General features: G+C 61.6%; 12 protein-coding genes and 3 pseudogenes. 13 read left to right on the top strand and 2 right to left on the bottom strand.

Annotated features, from left to right (window positions below; translation table 11 throughout):
• Positions 1-300 precede the first annotated feature (300 nt).
• The 5 genes from E3T34_RS11520 to E3T34_RS11500 are packed head-to-tail and all read left to right on the top strand — an operon-like array spanning position 301 to position 8,397.
• Positions 301-4,029, top strand: a complete 3,729-nt coding sequence (locus E3T34_RS11520; RefSeq protein WP_104101837.1) for a nitrate reductase subunit alpha — start codon at positions 301-303, stop codon at positions 4,027-4,029.
• Positions 4,029-5,750: a nitrate reductase subunit beta gene (gene narH / locus E3T34_RS11515; protein WP_104101839.1), complete on the top strand. Its 1,722-nt coding sequence runs from the start codon at positions 4,029-4,031 to the stop codon at positions 5,748-5,750. Before E3T34_RS11520 ends, narH begins: the two co-directional genes overlap by 1 nt.
• Positions 5,747-6,394 (top strand): nitrate reductase molybdenum cofactor assembly chaperone, encoded by a 648-nt coding sequence (gene narJ / locus E3T34_RS11510; RefSeq protein WP_347232574.1) that lies wholly within the window; start codon positions 5,747-5,749, stop codon positions 6,392-6,394. Before narH ends, narJ begins: the two co-directional genes overlap by 4 nt.
• On the top strand, positions 6,394-7,149 hold the full coding sequence (gene narI, locus E3T34_RS11505) for a respiratory nitrate reductase subunit gamma (RefSeq protein WP_104101842.1): 756 nt from the start codon (positions 6,394-6,396) through the stop codon (positions 7,147-7,149). Before narJ ends, narI begins: the two co-directional genes overlap by 1 nt.
• A 27-nt stretch (positions 7,150-7,176) precedes the next feature.
• Positions 7,177-8,397: an MFS transporter gene (locus E3T34_RS11500; RefSeq protein WP_134343088.1), complete on the top strand. Its 1,221-nt coding sequence runs from the start codon at positions 7,177-7,179 to the stop codon at positions 8,395-8,397.
• A 665-nt stretch (positions 8,398-9,062) separates the two neighbouring features.
• Here the strand turns inward: E3T34_RS11500 and E3T34_RS11495 are convergent.
• A complete protein-coding gene (locus tag E3T34_RS11495) occupies positions 9,063-9,296 on the bottom strand; it encodes a hypothetical protein (protein ID WP_134343053.1) in 234 nt (77 codons plus the stop codon).
• Between the two features lie 393 nt (positions 9,297-9,689).
• Between E3T34_RS11495 and E3T34_RS11490 the strand changes: the two genes are divergently transcribed.
• The 8 genes and pseudogenes from E3T34_RS11490 (at position 9,690) to E3T34_RS11455 (ending at position 17,893) form a co-directional block, all read left to right on the top strand.
• Positions 9,690-10,460, top strand: coding sequence for a hypothetical protein (locus E3T34_RS11490; protein ID WP_134343052.1), 771 nt, complete (start codon positions 9,690-9,692; stop codon positions 10,458-10,460).
• A 263-nt stretch (positions 10,461-10,723) separates the two neighbouring features.
• Complete coding sequence (locus E3T34_RS11485) at positions 10,724-11,194, top strand: class F sortase (RefSeq protein WP_166785893.1); 471 nt, start codon at positions 10,724-10,726, stop codon at positions 11,192-11,194.
• Between the two features lie 337 nt (positions 11,195-11,531).
• Complete coding sequence (locus E3T34_RS16560) at positions 11,532-11,813, top strand: hypothetical protein (RefSeq protein WP_241977402.1); 282 nt, start codon at positions 11,532-11,534, stop codon at positions 11,811-11,813.
• 344 nt (positions 11,814-12,157) lie between these two features.
• Positions 12,158-12,961 (top strand): annotated as a pseudogene (locus tag E3T34_RS16555) (magnesium transporter CorA family protein).
• Between the two features lie 105 nt (positions 12,962-13,066).
• A pseudogene (locus tag E3T34_RS11470) lies at positions 13,067-13,887 on the top strand (magnesium and cobalt transport protein CorA); the annotation flags it as partial.
• Between the two features lie 188 nt (positions 13,888-14,075).
• A complete protein-coding gene (locus E3T34_RS11465) occupies positions 14,076-16,037 on the top strand; it encodes an amino acid transporter (protein WP_370327556.1) in 1,962 nt (653 codons plus the stop codon).
• Positions 16,038-16,190: 153 nt separating this feature from the next.
• Positions 16,191-16,511, top strand: a pseudogene (locus E3T34_RS11460) (hypothetical protein); the annotation flags it as partial.
• 1,187 nt (positions 16,512-17,698) lie between these two features.
• On the top strand, positions 17,699-17,893 hold the full coding sequence (locus tag E3T34_RS11455; RefSeq protein WP_134343049.1) for a three-helix bundle dimerization domain-containing protein: 195 nt from the start codon (positions 17,699-17,701) through the stop codon (positions 17,891-17,893).
• Between the two features lie 50 nt (positions 17,894-17,943).
• On the opposite strand, the gene E3T34_RS11450 is transcribed toward E3T34_RS11455, so the two are convergent.
• Positions 17,944-18,327 (bottom strand): nitroreductase family deazaflavin-dependent oxidoreductase, encoded by a 384-nt coding sequence (locus E3T34_RS11450; RefSeq protein WP_198412284.1) that lies wholly within the window; start codon positions 18,325-18,327, stop codon positions 17,944-17,946.
• Positions 18,328-18,906: the final 579 nt, after the last annotated feature.

Raw genomic sequence — 18,906 nt, 5'->3', positions numbered from 1 at the left:
ACCGCTCCGCGGAAGGGGCAGCTTAAAACCGTCGGACGCCGAAACGAATTGCCTGGCGAGCCGCAGCCCTCCACGCACGGCGCACTTCCTTGCGGACGCTGCTGAAGTACGTCTTCTCAACCGACGTCAGTGCGAACACTTAGCTCTACTATCCATGGCGTCCTGGATTAAGAAGTGAGGTGTTTTTGAGAAACCCGGTTCAACCCTGTTTCCCAGGATGACAGTCTCGTGTTAGGTGTTGACCATCCGCGTTCACGGGCACTACTAGCGGACTGCAAGGGCGATATATAGAATCTCCCCATGGCAGCTGCTCCAGTGCCTGCCGGTTTGGACGGAAAAGCGTCGGACACCATGTTGGCGCTAGGCCGTTTTTTCACTCGGTGGGACCAAACAGATGATGGGCGCGCAGTGTTCCGTGAAGGCGGGCGCAAGGGCGATGTGTTCTACCGCGACCGGTGGAGCCATGACAAGGTGGTGCGTTCCACCCACGGGGTGAACTGCACGGGGTCGTGTTCGTGGAAGGTTTACGTTCGGGACGGCATTATCACTTGGGAGTCGCAGCAGACGGATTACCCGTCGGTGGGCCCCGACAGTCCGGAGTACGAGCCGCGGGGGTGCCCCCGTGGTGCGGCGTTCAGTTGGTACACCTACTCACCCACGCGGGTGCGGTATCCGTACGCCCGTGGAGTTCTCGTCGAAATGTACCGTGAGGCGAAGGTTCGTCTCCAGGACCCCGTGCTCGCTTGGGCCGACGTTGTGGACGACCCTGAACGACGTCGTTGCTACCAGCAAGCGCGAGGGAAGGGCGGGCTCGTCCGGATTCCGTGGCAGGAGGCGATCGAAATCGCCGCCGCCGCCCACGTCCACACGATCAAGAAGTACGGTCCGGATCGGTGTTCCGGGTTCTCCCCGATCCCGGCCATGTCTATGGTGTCGCACGCGGCGGGTAACCGGTTCATCCAGCTCATCGGCGGGGTGATGACGTCTTTTTACGACTGGTATGCCGACCTTCCCGTGGCCTCTCCGCAGGTGTTCGGCGACCAGACAGACGTGCCTGAATCAGGTGACTGGTGGGATTCCACCTATCTGATGATGTGGGGATCAAACGTTCCCGTGACGCGCACGCCTGACGCGCACTTTATGGCGGAGGTGCGGTATCGCGGCACAAAGGTGGTCGCGATCAGCCCCGACTATGCCGACAATACGAAGTTCGCCGACGAGTGGCTGCCCGCCCAGGCCGGCACTGACGCGGCGCTTGCGATGGCGATGGGGCACGTGATGCTCAAGGAATTCTTCGTCGACCGGCAGGTGCCCTATTTCAGCGGCTATGTGCGCCGCTACACAGATCTGCCCTTCCTTGTCCGGCTCGAGGAGCACGCTGGCGGTGGGCTGGTGCCCACGAAATTTTTGATGGCGGCTGACTTGCCCGACAAGGCGCATATTCCGGATGCTGCGTTTAAAACGGTCTTGCTTGACTCAGCCACTGGCGCTCCCGTGGTGCCCAATGGTTCCATCGGCTACCGGTACGGTGAAGCGGGTAAGGGCAAGTGGAACCTCGACCTCGAGGGTGTCGACCCGGCGTTGAGCCTTCTCGATGAGTCCGTCTCAGGCCAGCCCCCGGAGACCGCTGAGATCCGGATGCCCTGCTTCGAGGCACCCTCCGGGGAGGGGTCGATCGTGACTCGCGGCGTTCCCGTCCGGCGAGTGGCCGGGCACCTGGTAACCACGGTGTTCGACCTGATGCTCGCTCAATACGGGGTTGGGCGTCCAGGACTGCCGGGCGACTGGGCGACCGACTACGACGACGCGTCGACGCCGTACACGCCGGCCTGGCAGGAGGAGATCACGAGCGTGCCGGCCGCCGCGTGCATCCGGGTGGCGCGAGAATTTGCCCGCAACGCTGAGGAATCGAAGGGGCGGTCCATGATCATTATGGGGGCCGGTATCTGCCAGTGGTTCCACGGTGACGCCACCTACCGTGCGGTTCTCTCGCTCGTGATGCTCACCGGATGCATGGGGCGAAACGGCGGCGGATGGGCGCATTACGTCGGCCAAGAGAAAACCCGTCCGATCACGGGATGGATTTCTCTCGCTAACGCTCTGGACTGGAGTCGACCGCCGCGCACCATGATCGGTACCGGGTATTGGTACATGCACACCGACCAATGGCGCTCAGATGGGTACTCGGCCGACTCGCTCAAGTCCCCTCTCGCTGATGGGCACTTCGACGGTATGCACACCGCGGACACGATCGCGCAGTCGAACAGGCTCGGTTGGATGCCGTTCTACCCTCAGTTCGACCGCAACCCGCTTGACCTCGCCGATGAGGCGCAAGCGGCGGTGGATGCGGGGGAGGCGCCCGACGCCCCCACCTGGATCGCCGATGCCCTCAAAAGCAGGCGGCTGACCCCCGCCATCGACGATATCGACGCTCCCGAAAATTGGCCGCGCACCCTGGTGCTCTGGCGCTCCAACCTTTTCGGCTCATCTGCCAAGGGCAACGAGTACTTTTTGCGCAACCTTCTCGGCACTCACAACAACGTGATGGGTGCCGACCACATGAACGCTGCCCGACCGCGTGATGTGAAATGGCACGACGAGGCTCCGGAAGGAAAACTGGACCTGCTCGTCTCAGCTGATTTCCGGATGACGTCAACCACACTGTTGTCGGACATCGTCTTTCCGGCTGCAACTTGGTACGAAAAACACGACCTTTCCTCTACCGACATGCACCCCTTCGTGCACGCCTTCAGCCCCGCAATCGACCCACCGTGGGAGGCGAAAACCGACTTTGACACGTTTCGACTGCTCGCCGAGGAGTTTTCCCGGCAGGCGGTGACGCACCTCGGCACCCGACGGGACCTGGTCAGTGTGCCGCTGCAACACGATACGCCGGGGGAGATAGCGCAGCCGGGTGGAGTGGTGCGCGACTGGCGGAACACCGATATACCGGCGGTCCCCGGTCAAAATATGCCTGTCTTCTCGATCGTCGAACGGGACTACACCGCTATCGCGGAGAAGCTAGCCACGGTTGGACCCCTCGCGGAGGAACGCGGTTTCACCGTGAAGAACATCACCTATCGGATGGGGCACGAGATCGAGCGGCTCGCCCGAAGCAACGGGGTGATGCTCGGTGGTGCGGGGAACGGCCGCCCGGCCATCGATACCGATGCGAAGTTCGCCCAGGCCATCCTGAGCTTTTCCGGCACCACCAATGGCGAACTGGCCGTGCAGGGGTTTCGCGAACTGGAAGAGCAGACCGGCATGAAGCTCGTCGACCTTGCCGAGGGATCCGAAGAGAAGCGGGTGACCTTTGCGCAGACGCAAGCGGGGCCCGTCCCTGTCATCACTTCGCCTGAGTGGTCCGGGTCGGAGACTGGTGGGCGTCGGTATTCCCCGTTCACGATCAACGTCGAGCGGCTGAAACCCTGGCACACCCTCACCGGCCGGATGCACTTCTTCCTCGACCACGACTGGATGCGCGACCTCGGGGAGGCCCTCCCGATTTACCGACCACCGCTGGATATGCAGCGCCTGTTTGGCGAACCTCGGTTTGGCCCGAACGGAACAACCGAGATCACAGTGCGCTATCTGACTCCACACTCGAAGTGGTCGATCCACTCAGAATATCAGGACAACCTTTTTATGCTGTCTCTATCGAGGGGAGGACCGACGGCTTGGATTAGCCCCATGGATGCGGCGGCCATCTCGGTCTCTGACAATGACTGGATCGAGTGTGTCAACTTCAACGGCGTGTACGTGTGCCGCGCCGTGGTCAGCCATCGGATGCCCGCGGGAGTCGTTTACGTTTACCACGCGCAAGAGCGCACGATCGATGTACCCAAGTCGGAGGCGACGGGCCGCCGGGGCGGAATTCACAACTCGCCCACCCGCCTGCTCGTCAAACCCACCCACCTAATTGGCGGGTATGCGCAGCTGTCGTACGCCTTCAACTATCTGGGCCCAACCGGGAACCAGCGTGACATGGTCACCACAATCCGAAAGCGTTCCCAGGAGGTGCGGTACTGATGCGCGTGATGGCTCAAATGGGCATGGTGATGAACCTCGACAAATGCATCGGGTGCCACACCTGCTCGGTGACCTGCAAACAGGCGTGGACGAATCGCGCCGGAACCGAATATGTCTGGTTCAACAACGTGGAAACCCGGCCGGGGCAGGGGTACCCGCGACGCTACGAGGACCAGGAACAGTGGAAGGGCGGTTGGCAGCTAAACAAGAAGGGCCGACTTGTGCTGAAGGGGGGCGGACGCCTGAAGAAGCTTTTCGGAATCTTCGCAAGCCCCGTGCAGCCCGAGTTGAAGGATTATTACGAGCCCTGGACCTATGACTATAAAACACTGATCGACGCACCGCTGGGAGACGACTTCCCAGTGGCCCGCCCGAAATCCTTGATCACGGGCGAGGACACCAAAATCAGTTGGTCGGCGAACTGGGACGACGACCTCGGCGGCGCCCCTGAGATGGGTCACCTTGACCCCATCGTGGAGAAGGTGCGGAGGGAGTCGGAGGACAAGATTAAGTTCGCCTTTGAACAAACTTTTATGTTCTACCTTCCGCGGATCTGTGAGCACTGCCTCAACCCTTCCTGCATGGCATCGTGTCCATCCGGTGCCATCTACAAGCGCGTGGAAGACGGCATTGTGCTCGTCGATCAGGACAAGTGCCGCGGCTGGCGCCAGTGCATCACCGGCTGCCCGTACAAGAAGATCTACTTCAACCACAAAACCGGCAAAGCCGAGAAGTGCACCTTCTGTTATCCGCGGGTGGAAATTGGCCTCCCCACAGTCTGCTCCGAAACGTGTGTCGGGCGCCTCCGCTATCTCGGCTTGTTCCTCTATGACGCCGACCGCGTCACCGACGCCGCAGCGGTGACGGATGTCACCGACCTGTACGAATCGCAGATGGACGTGCTCCTCGACCCGAACGACCCCGAAGTGGCCGCTGCCGCCCTCGACCAAGGCATTCCCAGCGATTGGCTGGACGCCGCACGGAAATCGCCCGTGTACGCTCTCGCGAAGGTGTACAAGGTGGCGTTACCGCTGCACCCGGAGTATCGCACGATGCCCATGGTCTGGTACGTGCCCCCGCTGTCTCCCATTGTCGATCTCCTGAGCGAACAGGGCCACGATGCCGAAGACAACGGCAACCTCTTTGGCGCCATCGACGCGCTGCGCATTCCCGTCGAGTACCTCGCCGAACTTTTTACCGCTGGCGACACCGACAAGATCACCGAGGTTTTGCGCAAACTCGCGGCGATGCGCGCCTACATGCGCGGCATCACGATGGGACAAAAACCTGACCCGTCGATCCCCGCGGCTGTGGGGATGACGCCAGGCAACATGTATGAAATGTACAGGCTGATGGCGATCGCAAAGTACGACGAGCGCTACGTTATCCCCAAGGCGCACGTCGAGCAGGCGCATGACCTGGAGGAGATGGGCTGCTCGGTCGATTTCGAGGGCGGGCCGGGCATGTATGAAGACTCGCCGTTCGGGGAGGCGAGTGGTCGACCGACGCCCGTCGCCGTGGAGAACTTCTACGCGCTCAAAGATCGGCAGACTTCCGACACTCCCGCCGGCGAGCAGTCGCTCCGGGGCCGCGTAAACCTCCTCAACTGGGACGGCAACGGAAGCCCCGTGGGTTCTTTCTCCGAGAAACGCGACCAGCCGCGCGCTGCACCGCCGTCACCGGCTGATTTGCGCCCACCGACGGATGGCGGTGCGCTGTGAGGCGTGACCGGGCTGCAGCTCATAGCCTGGCGCTGCGGGTCTTCTACCAGGCTGCCTCGTGGTGCCTGTCGTATCCGGACGCTCAACTCGTGGGAAGGTGCGAGTTGATGCGGTCCGCACTGGCCGAACAGGGCCCGGCAGCACCTGATCTCACCGCGGTCATCGCGTACCTTGAGAACACCGCGATCGGCACCCTCCAGCGCTCCTACGTTGAGACGTTCGACCTCAGTAAGCATCATCCGCTCTACCTGTCCTATTGGACGGATGGCGACACCCGGCGCAGGGGCGACGTGCTGGCTGCGTTCAAGCAGGTGTACCGGGGGAGCGACTATCTGACCAATACGCACGGTGAGTTGCCCGACTTCTTGCCGCTGGTGCTCGAGTTCGCGGCTGTGGCCAGCCCAGTAGCAGGCCGGGACCTGCTCATCCAGTACCGGCCCAGCGTCGAAATGCTCCGGCTTTCACTCACGGAGCACGGGTCGCCGTACGCCACCGTGATGGACGGCATTTGCGCCACACTTCCAGGCCCCTCGCCCGCCGACCGGCAGGCCGTGCAAGCCATGGCCGGCGTCGGCCCCCCCGCCGAAAGTGTCGGACTTGAACCGTACGACCCGCGCCTGCTTCCTTTGAACGCGAGCTCGTGATGTGGGACGTGCTGCTCTGGGGAATTCTCCCCTATGTGATGGTGGCGATCCTGATCAGTGGAACTATCTGGCGCTACCGTTACGACCAATTCGGTTGGACCACCCGCTCGTCCCAGCTCTACGAATCCCGGCTCCTGCGCATTGGATCGCCAATATTTCATTTCGGGTTCCTCGCCGTCATCGCCGGGCATTTCTTCGGCCTGGTGATCCCGATGTCCTGGACACTCTTTTTCGGGATGAGCCAGGACTTCTATCACCTCAACGCTCTGCTGGTCGGCGGCGTTGCGGGGGTCTGCACTCTCGGTGGCATTGTGATCCTGATCTATCGGCGCCGCAAAACCGGGCCGGTCTTCATGGCCACGACCACCAACGACAAGATGATGTACATCGTGTTGACCGCCGCGATCGTCCTGGGGCTCTGGACCACCCTCGCTAGCGTTTTCAGCGGCGAGCATGGCCACAACTACCGTGAAACCGTGTCGCCCTGGTTTCGTTCGCTTTTCATTCTGCAACCAGATATCGCGGCCATGGCCGCAGCTCCGTTCTCCTTCCACATTCACACCCTCGTGGGCATGATTTTGTTCGTCGTGTGGCCCTTCACCCGGCTGGTGCACGCCTTCACCGCACCTCTGCACTACCTGTTCCGGCCCTACATCGTCTACCGGTCCAGAGATCAAGAGCCCGGGCAGATTCGGCCGGTGCGCCGCGGGTGGGCGCCCATCGGAACCCAGGATCGCACCCGGGACAAACGCTGATCGGAGGTGCGGGTAATGGGCACACCGATGGGCTCGAAAATGACTGCACGGCAGAAGGCACACCACAGCAAGGGTGTGAACCTCACCCTCGCGACTCTCACCTCCGTCGTGTGCTTCTGGGCGTGGACGAGTGTCTCGCCGCTCGGCATCCGCTATACCGAGTCGATGAATCTCTCGTCGGCCCAGACGTCTGTACTCGTGGCGATGCCCATACTCGTCGGATCGATCGGCCGCATTCCAGTGGGCGTGCTCACCGACCGATTCGGCGGACGCCTCCTATTCACACTGGTACTGCTTGCATCCGTCCCCGCCCTCTTGCTCGTCGCGCTTGCCGGAACCCTCAACGCATTTGCCTTCCTGGTCGTGGCAGCGCTGTTGCTCGGCGTAGCCGGAACCGTGTTCGCCGTGGGAATTCCATTCGTGAGCCAGTGGTACCAACCATCCCGCCGAGGCTTTGCAACCGGCGTCTTCGGGGCAGGGATGGGCGGCACCGCAGTGTCGGCCTTCTTCACTCCACGTTTGGTGGAATGGCTCGGATACGTTCCAACTCACCTCATCATCGCGACGCTCCTCCTCGTCACCGCAATATGCGTATGGACACTTATGGCAGAGGCCCCCGGATTCACGGCCAGCACTGATCCATTCCTTCCCAAGCTCACCGCGGCGGCGCGGCTCAGCGTGACGTGGCAGATGAGTTTTCTCTATGCGCTGGTCTTCGGCGGATTCGTCGCTTTCTCCACCTACCTGCCCACGTATCTCCGCCAGATATACGATTTCGACCTCACTGCCGCGGGGACACGAACGGCTGGGTTTGCGGTTGCCGCCGTTATTCTCCGCCCCATCGGCGGAATTCTTGCCGACCGCATCGGTCCGAAGCCAGTGGTAATCGGGTCGCTGGCGGCGGTGGCCGTTCTCGCTTGGGTGGTGAACCTCCGTCCCGATGGCGAGATCCCCGCCGGCCTCACCTTTGTCGCGATGGCGTCTGCACTCGGTCTCGGTGCTGGGGGAGTGTTCGCCTGGATCGGGAGGAGCGCACCGGCCGCCAGAGTGGGGGCGGTGAGTGGCATCGTCAGCGCTGCCGGTGGGTTAGGCGGATACTTCCCGCCACTGGTGATGGGGGCCACCTACAACGCTGCGGAAAACAGCTACGCGATCGGACTAATTCTCCTCGCTGGTACCGCTCTGGCCGCTCTGATTTTCACGATCCTTTTTGTGAAAAACCGACCGTCTGCCACCACGACTCAGTGACATTGCCAAAGACCTACGCCCGCTCGTTGGTGTCGCCCGTCGCGTTGTTTGACAGTGGCGGGGTCACCGTCGGTGACGTCGACCGGGTTTGTTAAAGCCTTGTCGGAAGTTTCCGGTGCGAGGTAGATGGCGTGACGGCGTGGATGGTGTCGTTGGCGAATTGTGGGTTGGACTGGCCGGCAGCTTCAAGGTGCTGCGGATGTAATCGGTCGTATCGGCTGCGTTCATCCCGATCATTGTTCCGGGTGGAGATGTTTCGGTCTGGCGCTGGGAGCACCGCGAGTTTGAGCTCACCGACGCCGAAGTGTGTGCTGCCCGATAAGGCGTATCGCGATGTGCGATCCGGTGTCCATGTCGACGTTTGTGAGCATGCGGAGCATTTTGAGGTGGGTGTTGGCGAGCAGGTGTGCCTCACCGATGACGAAGGATATGAGCTAAGTAGGGCATCCGCTCCGCGAGCGATGTTGTGATGCAGCGACGTAATTGGCGCTTAGAGACTGGCTTCATGACGCTCTGCCAGCGAGCGCCCGGGTCGACCTTTGAAGGTCCGATTAGCTCTGGCAACTCGAAGTCCACTGGTGTGACAGGCCCGATCGAGGAGTGGCGCCGGCGGCGGTGCCGCGACAGAAGTTTCGGCCAAGGGTGGTGGCGGTGGTGGAGGTCTTCTATTTCTTCGGACAGATCTCGCCATCGTTAGGCGTTTCCTGGTCGTGGCGACAGTTCTTCGGGAAATGATTTCCACCCCCAATCGACGCCGGCGATGGCGGACGGCCGATGTCGACGAGGCGGACCATGCGGGTGATGGTGAAATTGATCTCTATTACGCCAATCGATTCATACGCCTGGACCTCGTATTCGATGCTTCCTGGTGGAAGAAGGTCGACGCTTTTTTCAAGCACGCCCTGTCCATCTTCAGATCCGCGTCTTTTTGCCGTAGCCGCTGCAGCTCGGCCCCTTCAGACTCCATTACTTCGGCCCGTCGGGTTTCGTTGAGCGCCTTGAACGCGGTCACCATGCGGCCCAGGGTTGCCTCGTTGACTCCGCTCTCGGGTGACGGTCGCGACCGTTTTGCCGGTGGTGATGATCAGCTTCACGGCCTCGTCTGCTTACTCAAAAGTGAACTCTCGACGTGTTCTTTCCAGAGTAAACAGTGTGTCCTGTGAGTTGTCGGCCACCAGGGCCAGGGCCACTCTTGACATATAAGGCCTGTACGCACAAACTCATCTGAAGAATACTCTTTTATGTTTTCGCTCCGATATGTTTTCGAAACTACCTCCTAGTAAGGGACTTTGATGAATAAGAAAACAGCAGTGTTTTTTATGCCCGCGTTTGCTTTAGGTGTCGCCGTATTGACGAGTGGTCCAGCCTTTGCAGCCACTGGTGACGCGTCCTACCAGGGGACGCTCGATGCGATCAACGGCAGCAACGGCAGCGGCACCATCTCCGTTGAGGTTTCCGGTGATCAGGCCACAGTCACCCAGACCGTCAAGGGTCTGGCCGAGACCTTCGACGGTAAGCCGTACCCGCACGTACAGCACATCCACATCGGTGCGAAGGGGGAATGTCCCACCACGGCAGCTGACACCGATGGAGATGGTGTGATCAGCACGACCGAAGGTCAGCCGTCCTACGGAGAGATTGGCACAACGTTGTCCACGAGCGGCGACACGAGTCCGGCGGCCGGAACTGATCTAACGCTTGCCGGGATGGGTGCAAACTACGACTACAACCGAACCTTCACTCTGGATGCCGCCACCGCGGCCTCGCTGGAGGCAGGCACGGCGGTTGTGGTGGTCCACGGGCTAGACCCGGCCACGCTGACGAAAGCAGCACAGGACGCAAAGAGTGACTTGGTTCCGAGTCTGCCCTTGGCAGCAACGTCGCCGGCTCTGTGTGGCGCCCTGAGCGCGTCGCAGGCGAACATGCCTGACGGTGGCGTGGAAACCGGCGGTGGCAGCACTTCGAGCGGTGCTGACATGGGCCTTCTCGCCCTCGGTGCCGGGGCCCTGACCGCGGCAGGTGGCGCGGTGATGATTCGTCGGCGTCTTGCCGCACGAGGCTGAGATCGGTTTGATCCCCGGTGATTATCCCGGCTGAAAAGCGTCGTCGCGGTAGCCGTCTGGCTACCGCGGCGGCGGTTCTGCTCTTCACCGTCGGCTGTGCGGCGATCGGCTTCGCCCTGTGGGGCAACCCTCCTCCTCCTCCACGGCCGCCTGCCTCGGCTGCCGTATCAGCCCCATCGCAGGAGTCCGTCTCCGTTACACCCTCACCGGAGCCCATCTCAGATCCGCCGACTCCGCGGGTTGACCAGGTTGTCGGCCCGACCTTGACCGACTCCGAGCCCACTCAGATCAATGTCCCCGCGATTGAAGTGGACTCTGTCCTGATGCAATTGGGACAGAATCCTGATGGCACGGTGCAGACGCCGTCGTTGGACGAGGCCTCTCCGGCCGGCTGGTACACCGGTTCGCCCACCCCTGGCGCGATCGGACCTTCCGTCATCCTGGGTCACGTCGACTCCAGGGTGCAGGGGCGCGCGGTGTTTTACCGACTTGGCGAGATGCGTCCCGGCGACGAGATTTTGGTTACCCGAGCCGATGCGACAGTGGCGGTATTCGTGGTCGACGGAGTGGAGGAATACCCGAAAGATGATTTTCCGCAGTTCGCCGTCTACGGCAACACCGACCATGCGGGATTACGGCTGATCACCTGCGGTGGAGAGTTCAACGAAACCACTCGTACGTACCCAGATAATGTTGTTGTCTACGCCAGCTTGGTGTCCAGCCATGCGGCGTAGCAGGACAAAGACGCGTGTCAACAGGCCCGACTGGCTGCTTGCGATCGCGGTGGCTTCCACGGCTTTGCTGGTTGGATGCGCCACCACCTCCTCCGGCGCCGTGAACACAATGGCCCCCGGAATGTCCATGCCAGGCACGTCGGCCTCCCCGACTCCGCAGTCGAGCTCGGCAGGCAGCGCGGAGGCAGGACCGTCCGCAGCATCACAGATGATTTGTGGCACCGAAACACGCGACAACATCACACGTGCGCTAACTCTCGCCGCCCCGCCACACTCCGTCGACAGCTGGATCAATCGCCAATACACCTGCACATACCATCTGACTGATGGAGAATTCGTGATCTCGGTGCAGGAATCCTCGGACGCAGCGTCTGCCCGCAGCTACTTCGACACAATGCAAGGAAACCTTGCCCCAGTCCAACCCATTGAAGGACTCGCGAATCTCGGATTGCCTGCTTACGAAACCACAGGCGGCGTGGTCGTCTTCCTCAAAGACAACATGACGTTACAAGTTGACGCCAGAAAGTTGACGGATAGGATCGGGCCGCATGGCGTCACCCGCACCGCGTTTTCCTATCAAGTAGCTACTGCCATCCTGGGCTGCTGGACCGAACACTAGTCCGGCCGCGCGTCGAATTAGCCAAGCCCGGGCCGCCTATAGCGGGACTCGCGTCCTAAAATCCAGCCGGGGGTTGGTGGGGATCTGTCTGGCCATCAGGGACTGGGTTCTTGCGCATGCCAGAGGCGTAACAGTGCGAAGACCATGCCGTTTGGAGAGGGATAGTCGCCCAACGCACCTTCGTGAATCGCGAAACGGGGTCCCAGAAGATCACGGGTGTACATGGTTGACTATGCTGTTTCCACTCCTCGTACCCGCTGTTACCGTGATGATGTCCTCATCGACGAGAACTTTGCGCTGGCCGATGTGTCCGAACATCTTGAGTTGCCCAACTCCATGGTTTGGTGGACTTCTGTACCCCGGATGGTGCCGACCTCGCATTACTCACCGAGGAGCTGGGTTTGCACGAGTTGGCCGTCGAAGACGCCACGAAACTGCGTCAGCGGCCGAAGCTCGATCACTATCCCAATCACTCGTTCTTGTCTGCTTGCGCTGTCGGCTTCGATCCGGCCTCAAAAGCGGTTACCACCGACGAGATTGCCGCCTTCATCACGGCCCGTGCACTGGTTACCGTGCACAAGGAGGAGAGCATCGATTTGGACAATGTGGTTGCCAGATGGGACTCTTTCCCGGACTTGGCGAAGCATGGTGTCGCCTTCCTGTTGCACGGACTGTTGGACTAACTTGTCGACGGGTACTTCGAGGCGGTAGACGCCCTCGACGAGGAGATCGAAGAGCTCCAGAACCAGCTATTCGTGCCCTCGGCCGACCAGGAAGCCCTGCAACGGAGTTCTTTCGCGCTCCGGAAGAGCCTGGTAACGCTTCGGCGGGTGATCCTACCGATGCGCGAAGTGGTGAACACGCTCCTCCGTCGCGACCTTCACCTTGTGGCCGACGAGATGGGTCCTTACTGTCAGGATGTCTACGACCATGTACTGCGCGCTATGAAATGGACGGAGAGCCTGCGCGACCTCGCCACGAGTATCCTCGAAGCGAATCTGGCCCTCCAGGGAAACCGGCTCAACGTGATCACCAAGAAGGTACCGGGACTGCCATCATCGCCATATCGACGGCCGTCACCGGCTTCTACGGCCAAAACGTGCCCTACCCCGGGTTTAGCGAGATCGGAGGCTTCTTCAGTTCGGTAGCGTTTATCGTGGGGTTCTCCACGCTGTTGTTTTCTCAAACGCAACGACTGAATCTAGGATCCTGACCCGCACTCACGTGCGGTGCTCTCCCGCCCCATCCTGATCGACGCCCTGACCGGCCATCAACGAGCCATGCTCGAGCGGTACGGATCCACGTTGTTCCTCGTCTTGCGCCCCGCACGATACATCGACGAGAAGGAAGAGGTGGAATTCGGTGAGCTTCACCTCTTCATCGGCGAGGACTTTGTTGTCACCCTTCGCCACGCCGAATCGACGACCCTCAGCCGGGTCAGGCACAGCCTCGAGGCGAATCTCCCGCTTATCGCGAAGGGTCCACAAGCCGTGCTGTACTCCATCCTTGACGAGGTAGTCGATGAGTATGCACCCGTCATCGCCGGACTCGAGAACGATATCGACGAAATCGGAAACCAACTCTTTGACGGCGACCCCAGCGTCTCCCGACGCATCTATGACCTCTCCCGGGAAGTTATCGAGTTCCAGCGCGCGGTGCACCCCTCCTTATCGGGATGCTCCAAGCGGTCCTCCGCGGCTCGGAAAAATACCAGGTCGAACTGGAGCTCCAACGTTCCTTCCGCGACGTCTTGGACCACGCCATCCGCGTCGTCGATCGAGCGGACTCATTCCGCGCCATCCTACAAAACGCACTGACCGTGCACTCCACCCTGGTGAATCAACGGCAGAATGACGAAATGCGCCACATGTCTGAGACGAGCCTCGCTCAGAACGAACAGGTCAAGAAGATTTCCTCCTGGGCGGCCATCCTCTTCGCCCCAGCCCTCGTCGGCACGGTCGACGGCATGAACTTCGACTTCATGCCCGAACTGCACTGGACTTTCGGATACCCGATCGCACTCGGAGAGATGGTCTTCCTTGGCGTTGCCCGGTACGTGGTCTTCGAGAAAAAAAGTGGCTGTGACCCGCGCTCGAGGCCGACAGCACTTCGAGCTCAGATCTTTGCCCTGAGCGTGCGGCGCTCGCTCGTGTGTGGCTCACAATAGAGGTGTTGTTCGCATTCGATAGATCTGCTCGCACCCTCTGGTGACCGGCGCGGGCGGGATGGAAGATCACAGTGGATTCATTGGACGTTCCGGTCATCCCGGCGAGCGTTGCCAGCCCCGTCCGTTCGGGAGCGCCAGCGGGCAGCCTTGTGCGGTGGCTGCTTCGGAACCGTGTGCAGCCCGTCGGACCGGAGAGCCACGAAGACACGGTGACGAAGCGTCCCTGGTGGATGGTCATGTGTCTGACGGGCGTCGACTACTTCTCGACGTTGTCGTACCTGCCGAGCATCGCCGTGCTGGCTGCCGGAGCACTGGCGCCGTTGGCGACCCTGCTGATCGTTGCACTGACCCTGCTGGGGATGTTGCCGATGTACCGGCGGGTGGCGAAGGAGAGCCCGCACGGCCAGGGTTCGGTGGCGATGCTCGAGCGGCTCCTCCCGTTCTGGAAGGGCAAGTTCTTCGTGCTGGTACTTCTGGGCTTCGTCGCAACGTCCTGGATCATCACGATCACCCTGTCGTCGGCGGATGCCACGGTCCACCTTCTTGAGAATCCATATGCGCCCAGCTTCCTCGAGGGGCATGCCGTGACGATCACGATCGTCCTGCTCCTCACCCTCGGCGGCGTCTTCCTTCTCGGTTTCAGCGAAGCCGTGGCGGTTGCCATCCCGCTGGTGGCGGTGTATCTCACCCTAAACGCCGTCGTCATCGGCGTCGGCCTCTACGACGTCCTCACGGAACCAGCCGCTCTCGCCGGATGGACAGACGCCCTCACCTCCCGCGGCGGGGGGTTCGGTGATCTTCTCGGTCCCGCCATCATCGCTTTCCCGCTGCTCGTGTTGGGTCTGTCCGGATTCGAGACCGGGGTGAGCATGATGCCCCTGGTTGCCTCGGCAGGGAAAACCACCGAGGAGCGCCTGGCTTCACGCATCCGCAACACCCGCAAGCTCCTGACCGCGGCGGCCCTCATCATGAGCGCCCACCTCCTCTCGAGCACCTTCGTCACCACCCTCCTCATCCCCGAGGAAGCTTTCGAAGACGGTGGCGAAGCGAGCGGCCGCGCACTGGCCTACCTGGCCCACGAACTCGTCGGAAACACCTTCGGCACCGTCTACGACGTGAGCAGCATCCTCATCCTGTGGTTTGCGGGGGCGTCCGCGATGGCCGGCCTGATCAACATTGTCCCGCGCTACCTGCCGTCATACGGCATGGCCCCCGAGTGGAGCCGCGCCGTGCGCCCCGTGGTTCTCGTCTACACCGGCATCAGTATCCTGATCACGATTGGCTTCAACGCCGACGTCAACGCGCAGGCGGGCGCCTACGCCACCGGCATTCTGGCGATGATGGTGTCCGGAGCCGTCGCCGTCACGATCTCGGCGATCCGACGCCACCAGCGCCGAGCCAGTGTCGCATTCACCATTCTGACCTTGATCCTCCTGTACGCCCTGGGCGAGAACATCTTGGAGAAGCCAGACGGCATAGCCATTTCTGCGTTCTTCATTCTGGGCATCATCGTCGTTTCACTCGTATCCCGAGTTTCACGCACCACCGAACTGCGGGTGGAAACGGTCGAACTGGACGAACAGGCGCGGCGCTTCATCACCGACTCGCTCGCCTTCGATGGCGCGTTGAACCTGATTGCGAACAAGCCGAAGCCGGGCAAACAGACCGATTATGCCGGAAAGGAGACGGCGCAGCGGGGGATGAATCCCGTGCCGGGTCGCGCTGACGTGCTGTTCCTGGAGATCGAGGTGGTGGATCCGTCTAGTTTCAGCGAGACGCTCCATGTTCGCGGTGAAGAAGTCAACGGGCTTCGGGTGCTTCGAGCCCAGAGCCCCGCGGCTCCGAACGCCATCGCCGCCATCCTCTTGGCATTGCAGGACGCATCCGGAGTGCGACCTCACGCTTACTTTGAATGGTCAGAGGGCAACCCCCTAGGGCACCTCCTGCGCTACCTCCTCCTCGGCCAAGGAGATACCGCACCCGTCGTGCGCGAAATCCTTCGCCAGAGCGAAGCTGATCCGGCACGCCGACCCGGAATCCACGTCGGCGGCGGCTGACGGCGCCCCGTACGGCGACGGTTCAGAGAAATCTGCACGGTCGGGAAATCGTGACTCACGCAGGGCCGTTCGTCTCCCCGTCGAGCCAGAGCGTATCGGATGCGTCGTTGTGGACGGTGCCGGTGCCCACCTGCCTGGTGTCGATTTTGTCGCGGCGCATCGGGCGTGGCCTTCAATGACGGCAGAGGGTTCACCTACTCGGCCTTCGGCTACCCGGCAGCGGCACCGTTCACCGGCAACACCCTGCAGTCCTGCTCCGGCACCGCCACGGACTCCCCATATGCCCAGTCCGAATCGCAGGGCATCCCCTGCGACATGACCGGTGGAACATCCGGCGGCCCGCGGTTCATCGGCAGCGGTTCGGCCGGCTATCAGAACTCGGTCAACAGTCTCGGCTACAACAACGTCGCGAACACCATGTTCGTACCGTACTGGGGATCGGTGATCGAGAGCGCCTGTGCTGCCGCCGCCTGAACCTGACCGGAATGACGAACCCGGCTCCGGAGGCGTCGCGCACGAGAATCTGACCGCGGACCCGTCCGACGCCGAATGGGACGAAGACCGGATGCGCGCGGCGCGACCACGAGCGATCCGTCTCAACCCGGACGGCACTCGACTTCGGATGAAGTACCGGGGCAACCAGAACCGACGGACGTACAGTAGAACCACCTGCGGGACAGCACCGGCAAGTCGGGGGTCCGCCGCATACCGCGGTGTGCGGCGGACCGTGCTGTCATCCGGGGTCGAGGCCACGGGGACAGCCAGGGAGCCGATCGCAACCTCTCACCTTGTTTCGCAGCGGTGACAGGGATCGGGAACCGTCGAGGATCATTGACTGCTGAGGGTCTGGGAATGGCTCGAAGACCGCCCGCTTGATGAGGCGGTGCGCATCGAGGGTCGCAAGGAGCCCCCACGAGAGTGGCATCGGCACGAGGGTATCGACAACCGCTTGAGCAAGGATGCGGCCAGGACCCACGCGGAGCTGTCGGTCGAGGGTTATCAGAGCGTTCGTTTGCGACGTGCTGAGGGGTGCCTGGGTGTAGGGAGCGCGGTTCGTGTCGGACCGGAACAGGGATGAGTAGTCCTCGGTGGCCACGGATGCGTGCTTCGCCAGGGTGACCCGCGCGACCGGCTTGTGGCGCATCGACGTCTTCAGGTCCGTCTCGTCATAGCTCCTGCCCGGGAATAACTCGAACGACGCCGAGTACCCGAGATGTTGACCATTGCTGGGATGATGCCGAGGAGCGCGAGCACGGCGATGTTCTTGCATGAAGAGTGTGATCAGAATCGGCGGGCACGTCAGGAGAAGAAAAACTAGGAAGGCCGTGGCGATCGGGTTGGCGAGATCAGGCTGTCGTCTATCCCGTCAATTGCGCGCCCAACCACGCTGCCAATGAATGCCGGCGCGGCAGCGGCAACCGTCGGACCCCATCAAGTCTCGGCCCGGTATTCGCTCGTCCCGGCTTGATCGCGATGGACGCAAGGCCCGAACTCAAGGCGCATCTTGTGAAGATCCCATGATTTCATCGTGCACCCTCGACCGGGAGATGCGTAATTCCCGTTTCGTGCTGGTCGCTGACGAAAGCGATGGGCAGAGTGCGCAACTTTCGGTGATAGCAACGCCTTGATAGGCAGCTCCCGACGGTGCCACACTGGAGACTGTGAACCTCAACGATGAATTGCAGGCCGTCGAAAAAGTGGTGGATCGACTCACGAAACGATTCCCAAATGTGCCACGGTCGAGCGTTGAAAGAGCTGTCCGCGAGGAGCATCAGAACTTCTCCGGCCGCCCGATACGTGACTTTGTTCCCGTTCTCGTCGAACACGGGGTCAAGGAACGCTTACGCAAACAGTGAGCCACGGTTCAGCGGGATAGTGCGCGACCACCAGTGGTGCCCGTTGCGCCTTACTGGACATCCCGGATCATGAACACCGGGAAGTCGGCTCCTATGGTTTCGAATGCCTGGACTGGCTCCGACTGATCGACCGGAATGTGCGGTCGGGCGCCGGGTGCTTGCGCCAGGTATGACTTGGTAATCGGTGCGCAGGCATCCGCGCGAACCTCTTCAAGTAGCACCGGTCGCCTGCGCCCCGCGTGGATGACGGCGCTCCCATTCGCGGCCCGCACATTGCGCACCCACCGCGAGCCCTGGCCCAGCATCGAAACCACGTACTCACAACCTTCGTAGCGGGCCACCACGAGCGGCAGGGTGAGCAGGGTGTGCGACTTCGGATTGACGGTCTCGAGGCTTACCGCGCCGTGGCCAGCGATACCGAGCGAGAACACCATCGCGCTTATTCGGTTCAGGAAACGCGCCCACCGGTTCGGGCGCCCGCCGGCGTACATGCGCCGTGACGAGTCTCCACGGATCATGTCGGGTCGCCGCTGATCTTGAAGTGGGTGTCGTGCACGAATTTTGGCCTGAGTGGTGTGCCTCTCTCGTTTTCCGACTGACACCATCGTTGCGGCTGTGTCGCTCGGGCGAGCTGACAGTACCATCGCATCATGGCGCGACCGTTGCCAGTGAATAGCCGATACCGTAACCGTAGAGGACGGTACACCGTCGCCGATCTTGATGACGTGCACCAACGCCAGGGCGCGACCGCGGCCAAGGGATGTCCTACTTCAGCGAATCGACGATCACCAGCTCGATCAGACAACGAACCCTCACAGCGTTCTAGCGATCGGTGGTAGGTCGATCTGTATGCTTTGCATATGATGGCGCCGCAGATCTATGTCACTTTCCCCGGTACAGCGCGCGAAGCGCTCGGTTGCGTCCAATAGCGTGGTGTAACCCCCGGCCCTGATGGGCGTGTTGCACCGATGTAAGGCGGCCACCGCGTGATTCTTGGAAAGACCGATCAAGTC

This window comes from Cryobacterium sp. TMT1-62, assembly GCF_004403145.1.
Taxonomy (GTDB): Bacteria; Actinomycetota; Actinomycetes; order Actinomycetales; family Microbacteriaceae; genus Cryobacterium; species Cryobacterium sandaracinum.
Note: the sequence above shows the minus strand (reverse complement) of the source record. Positions and strands in the feature narration are given on the sequence as shown.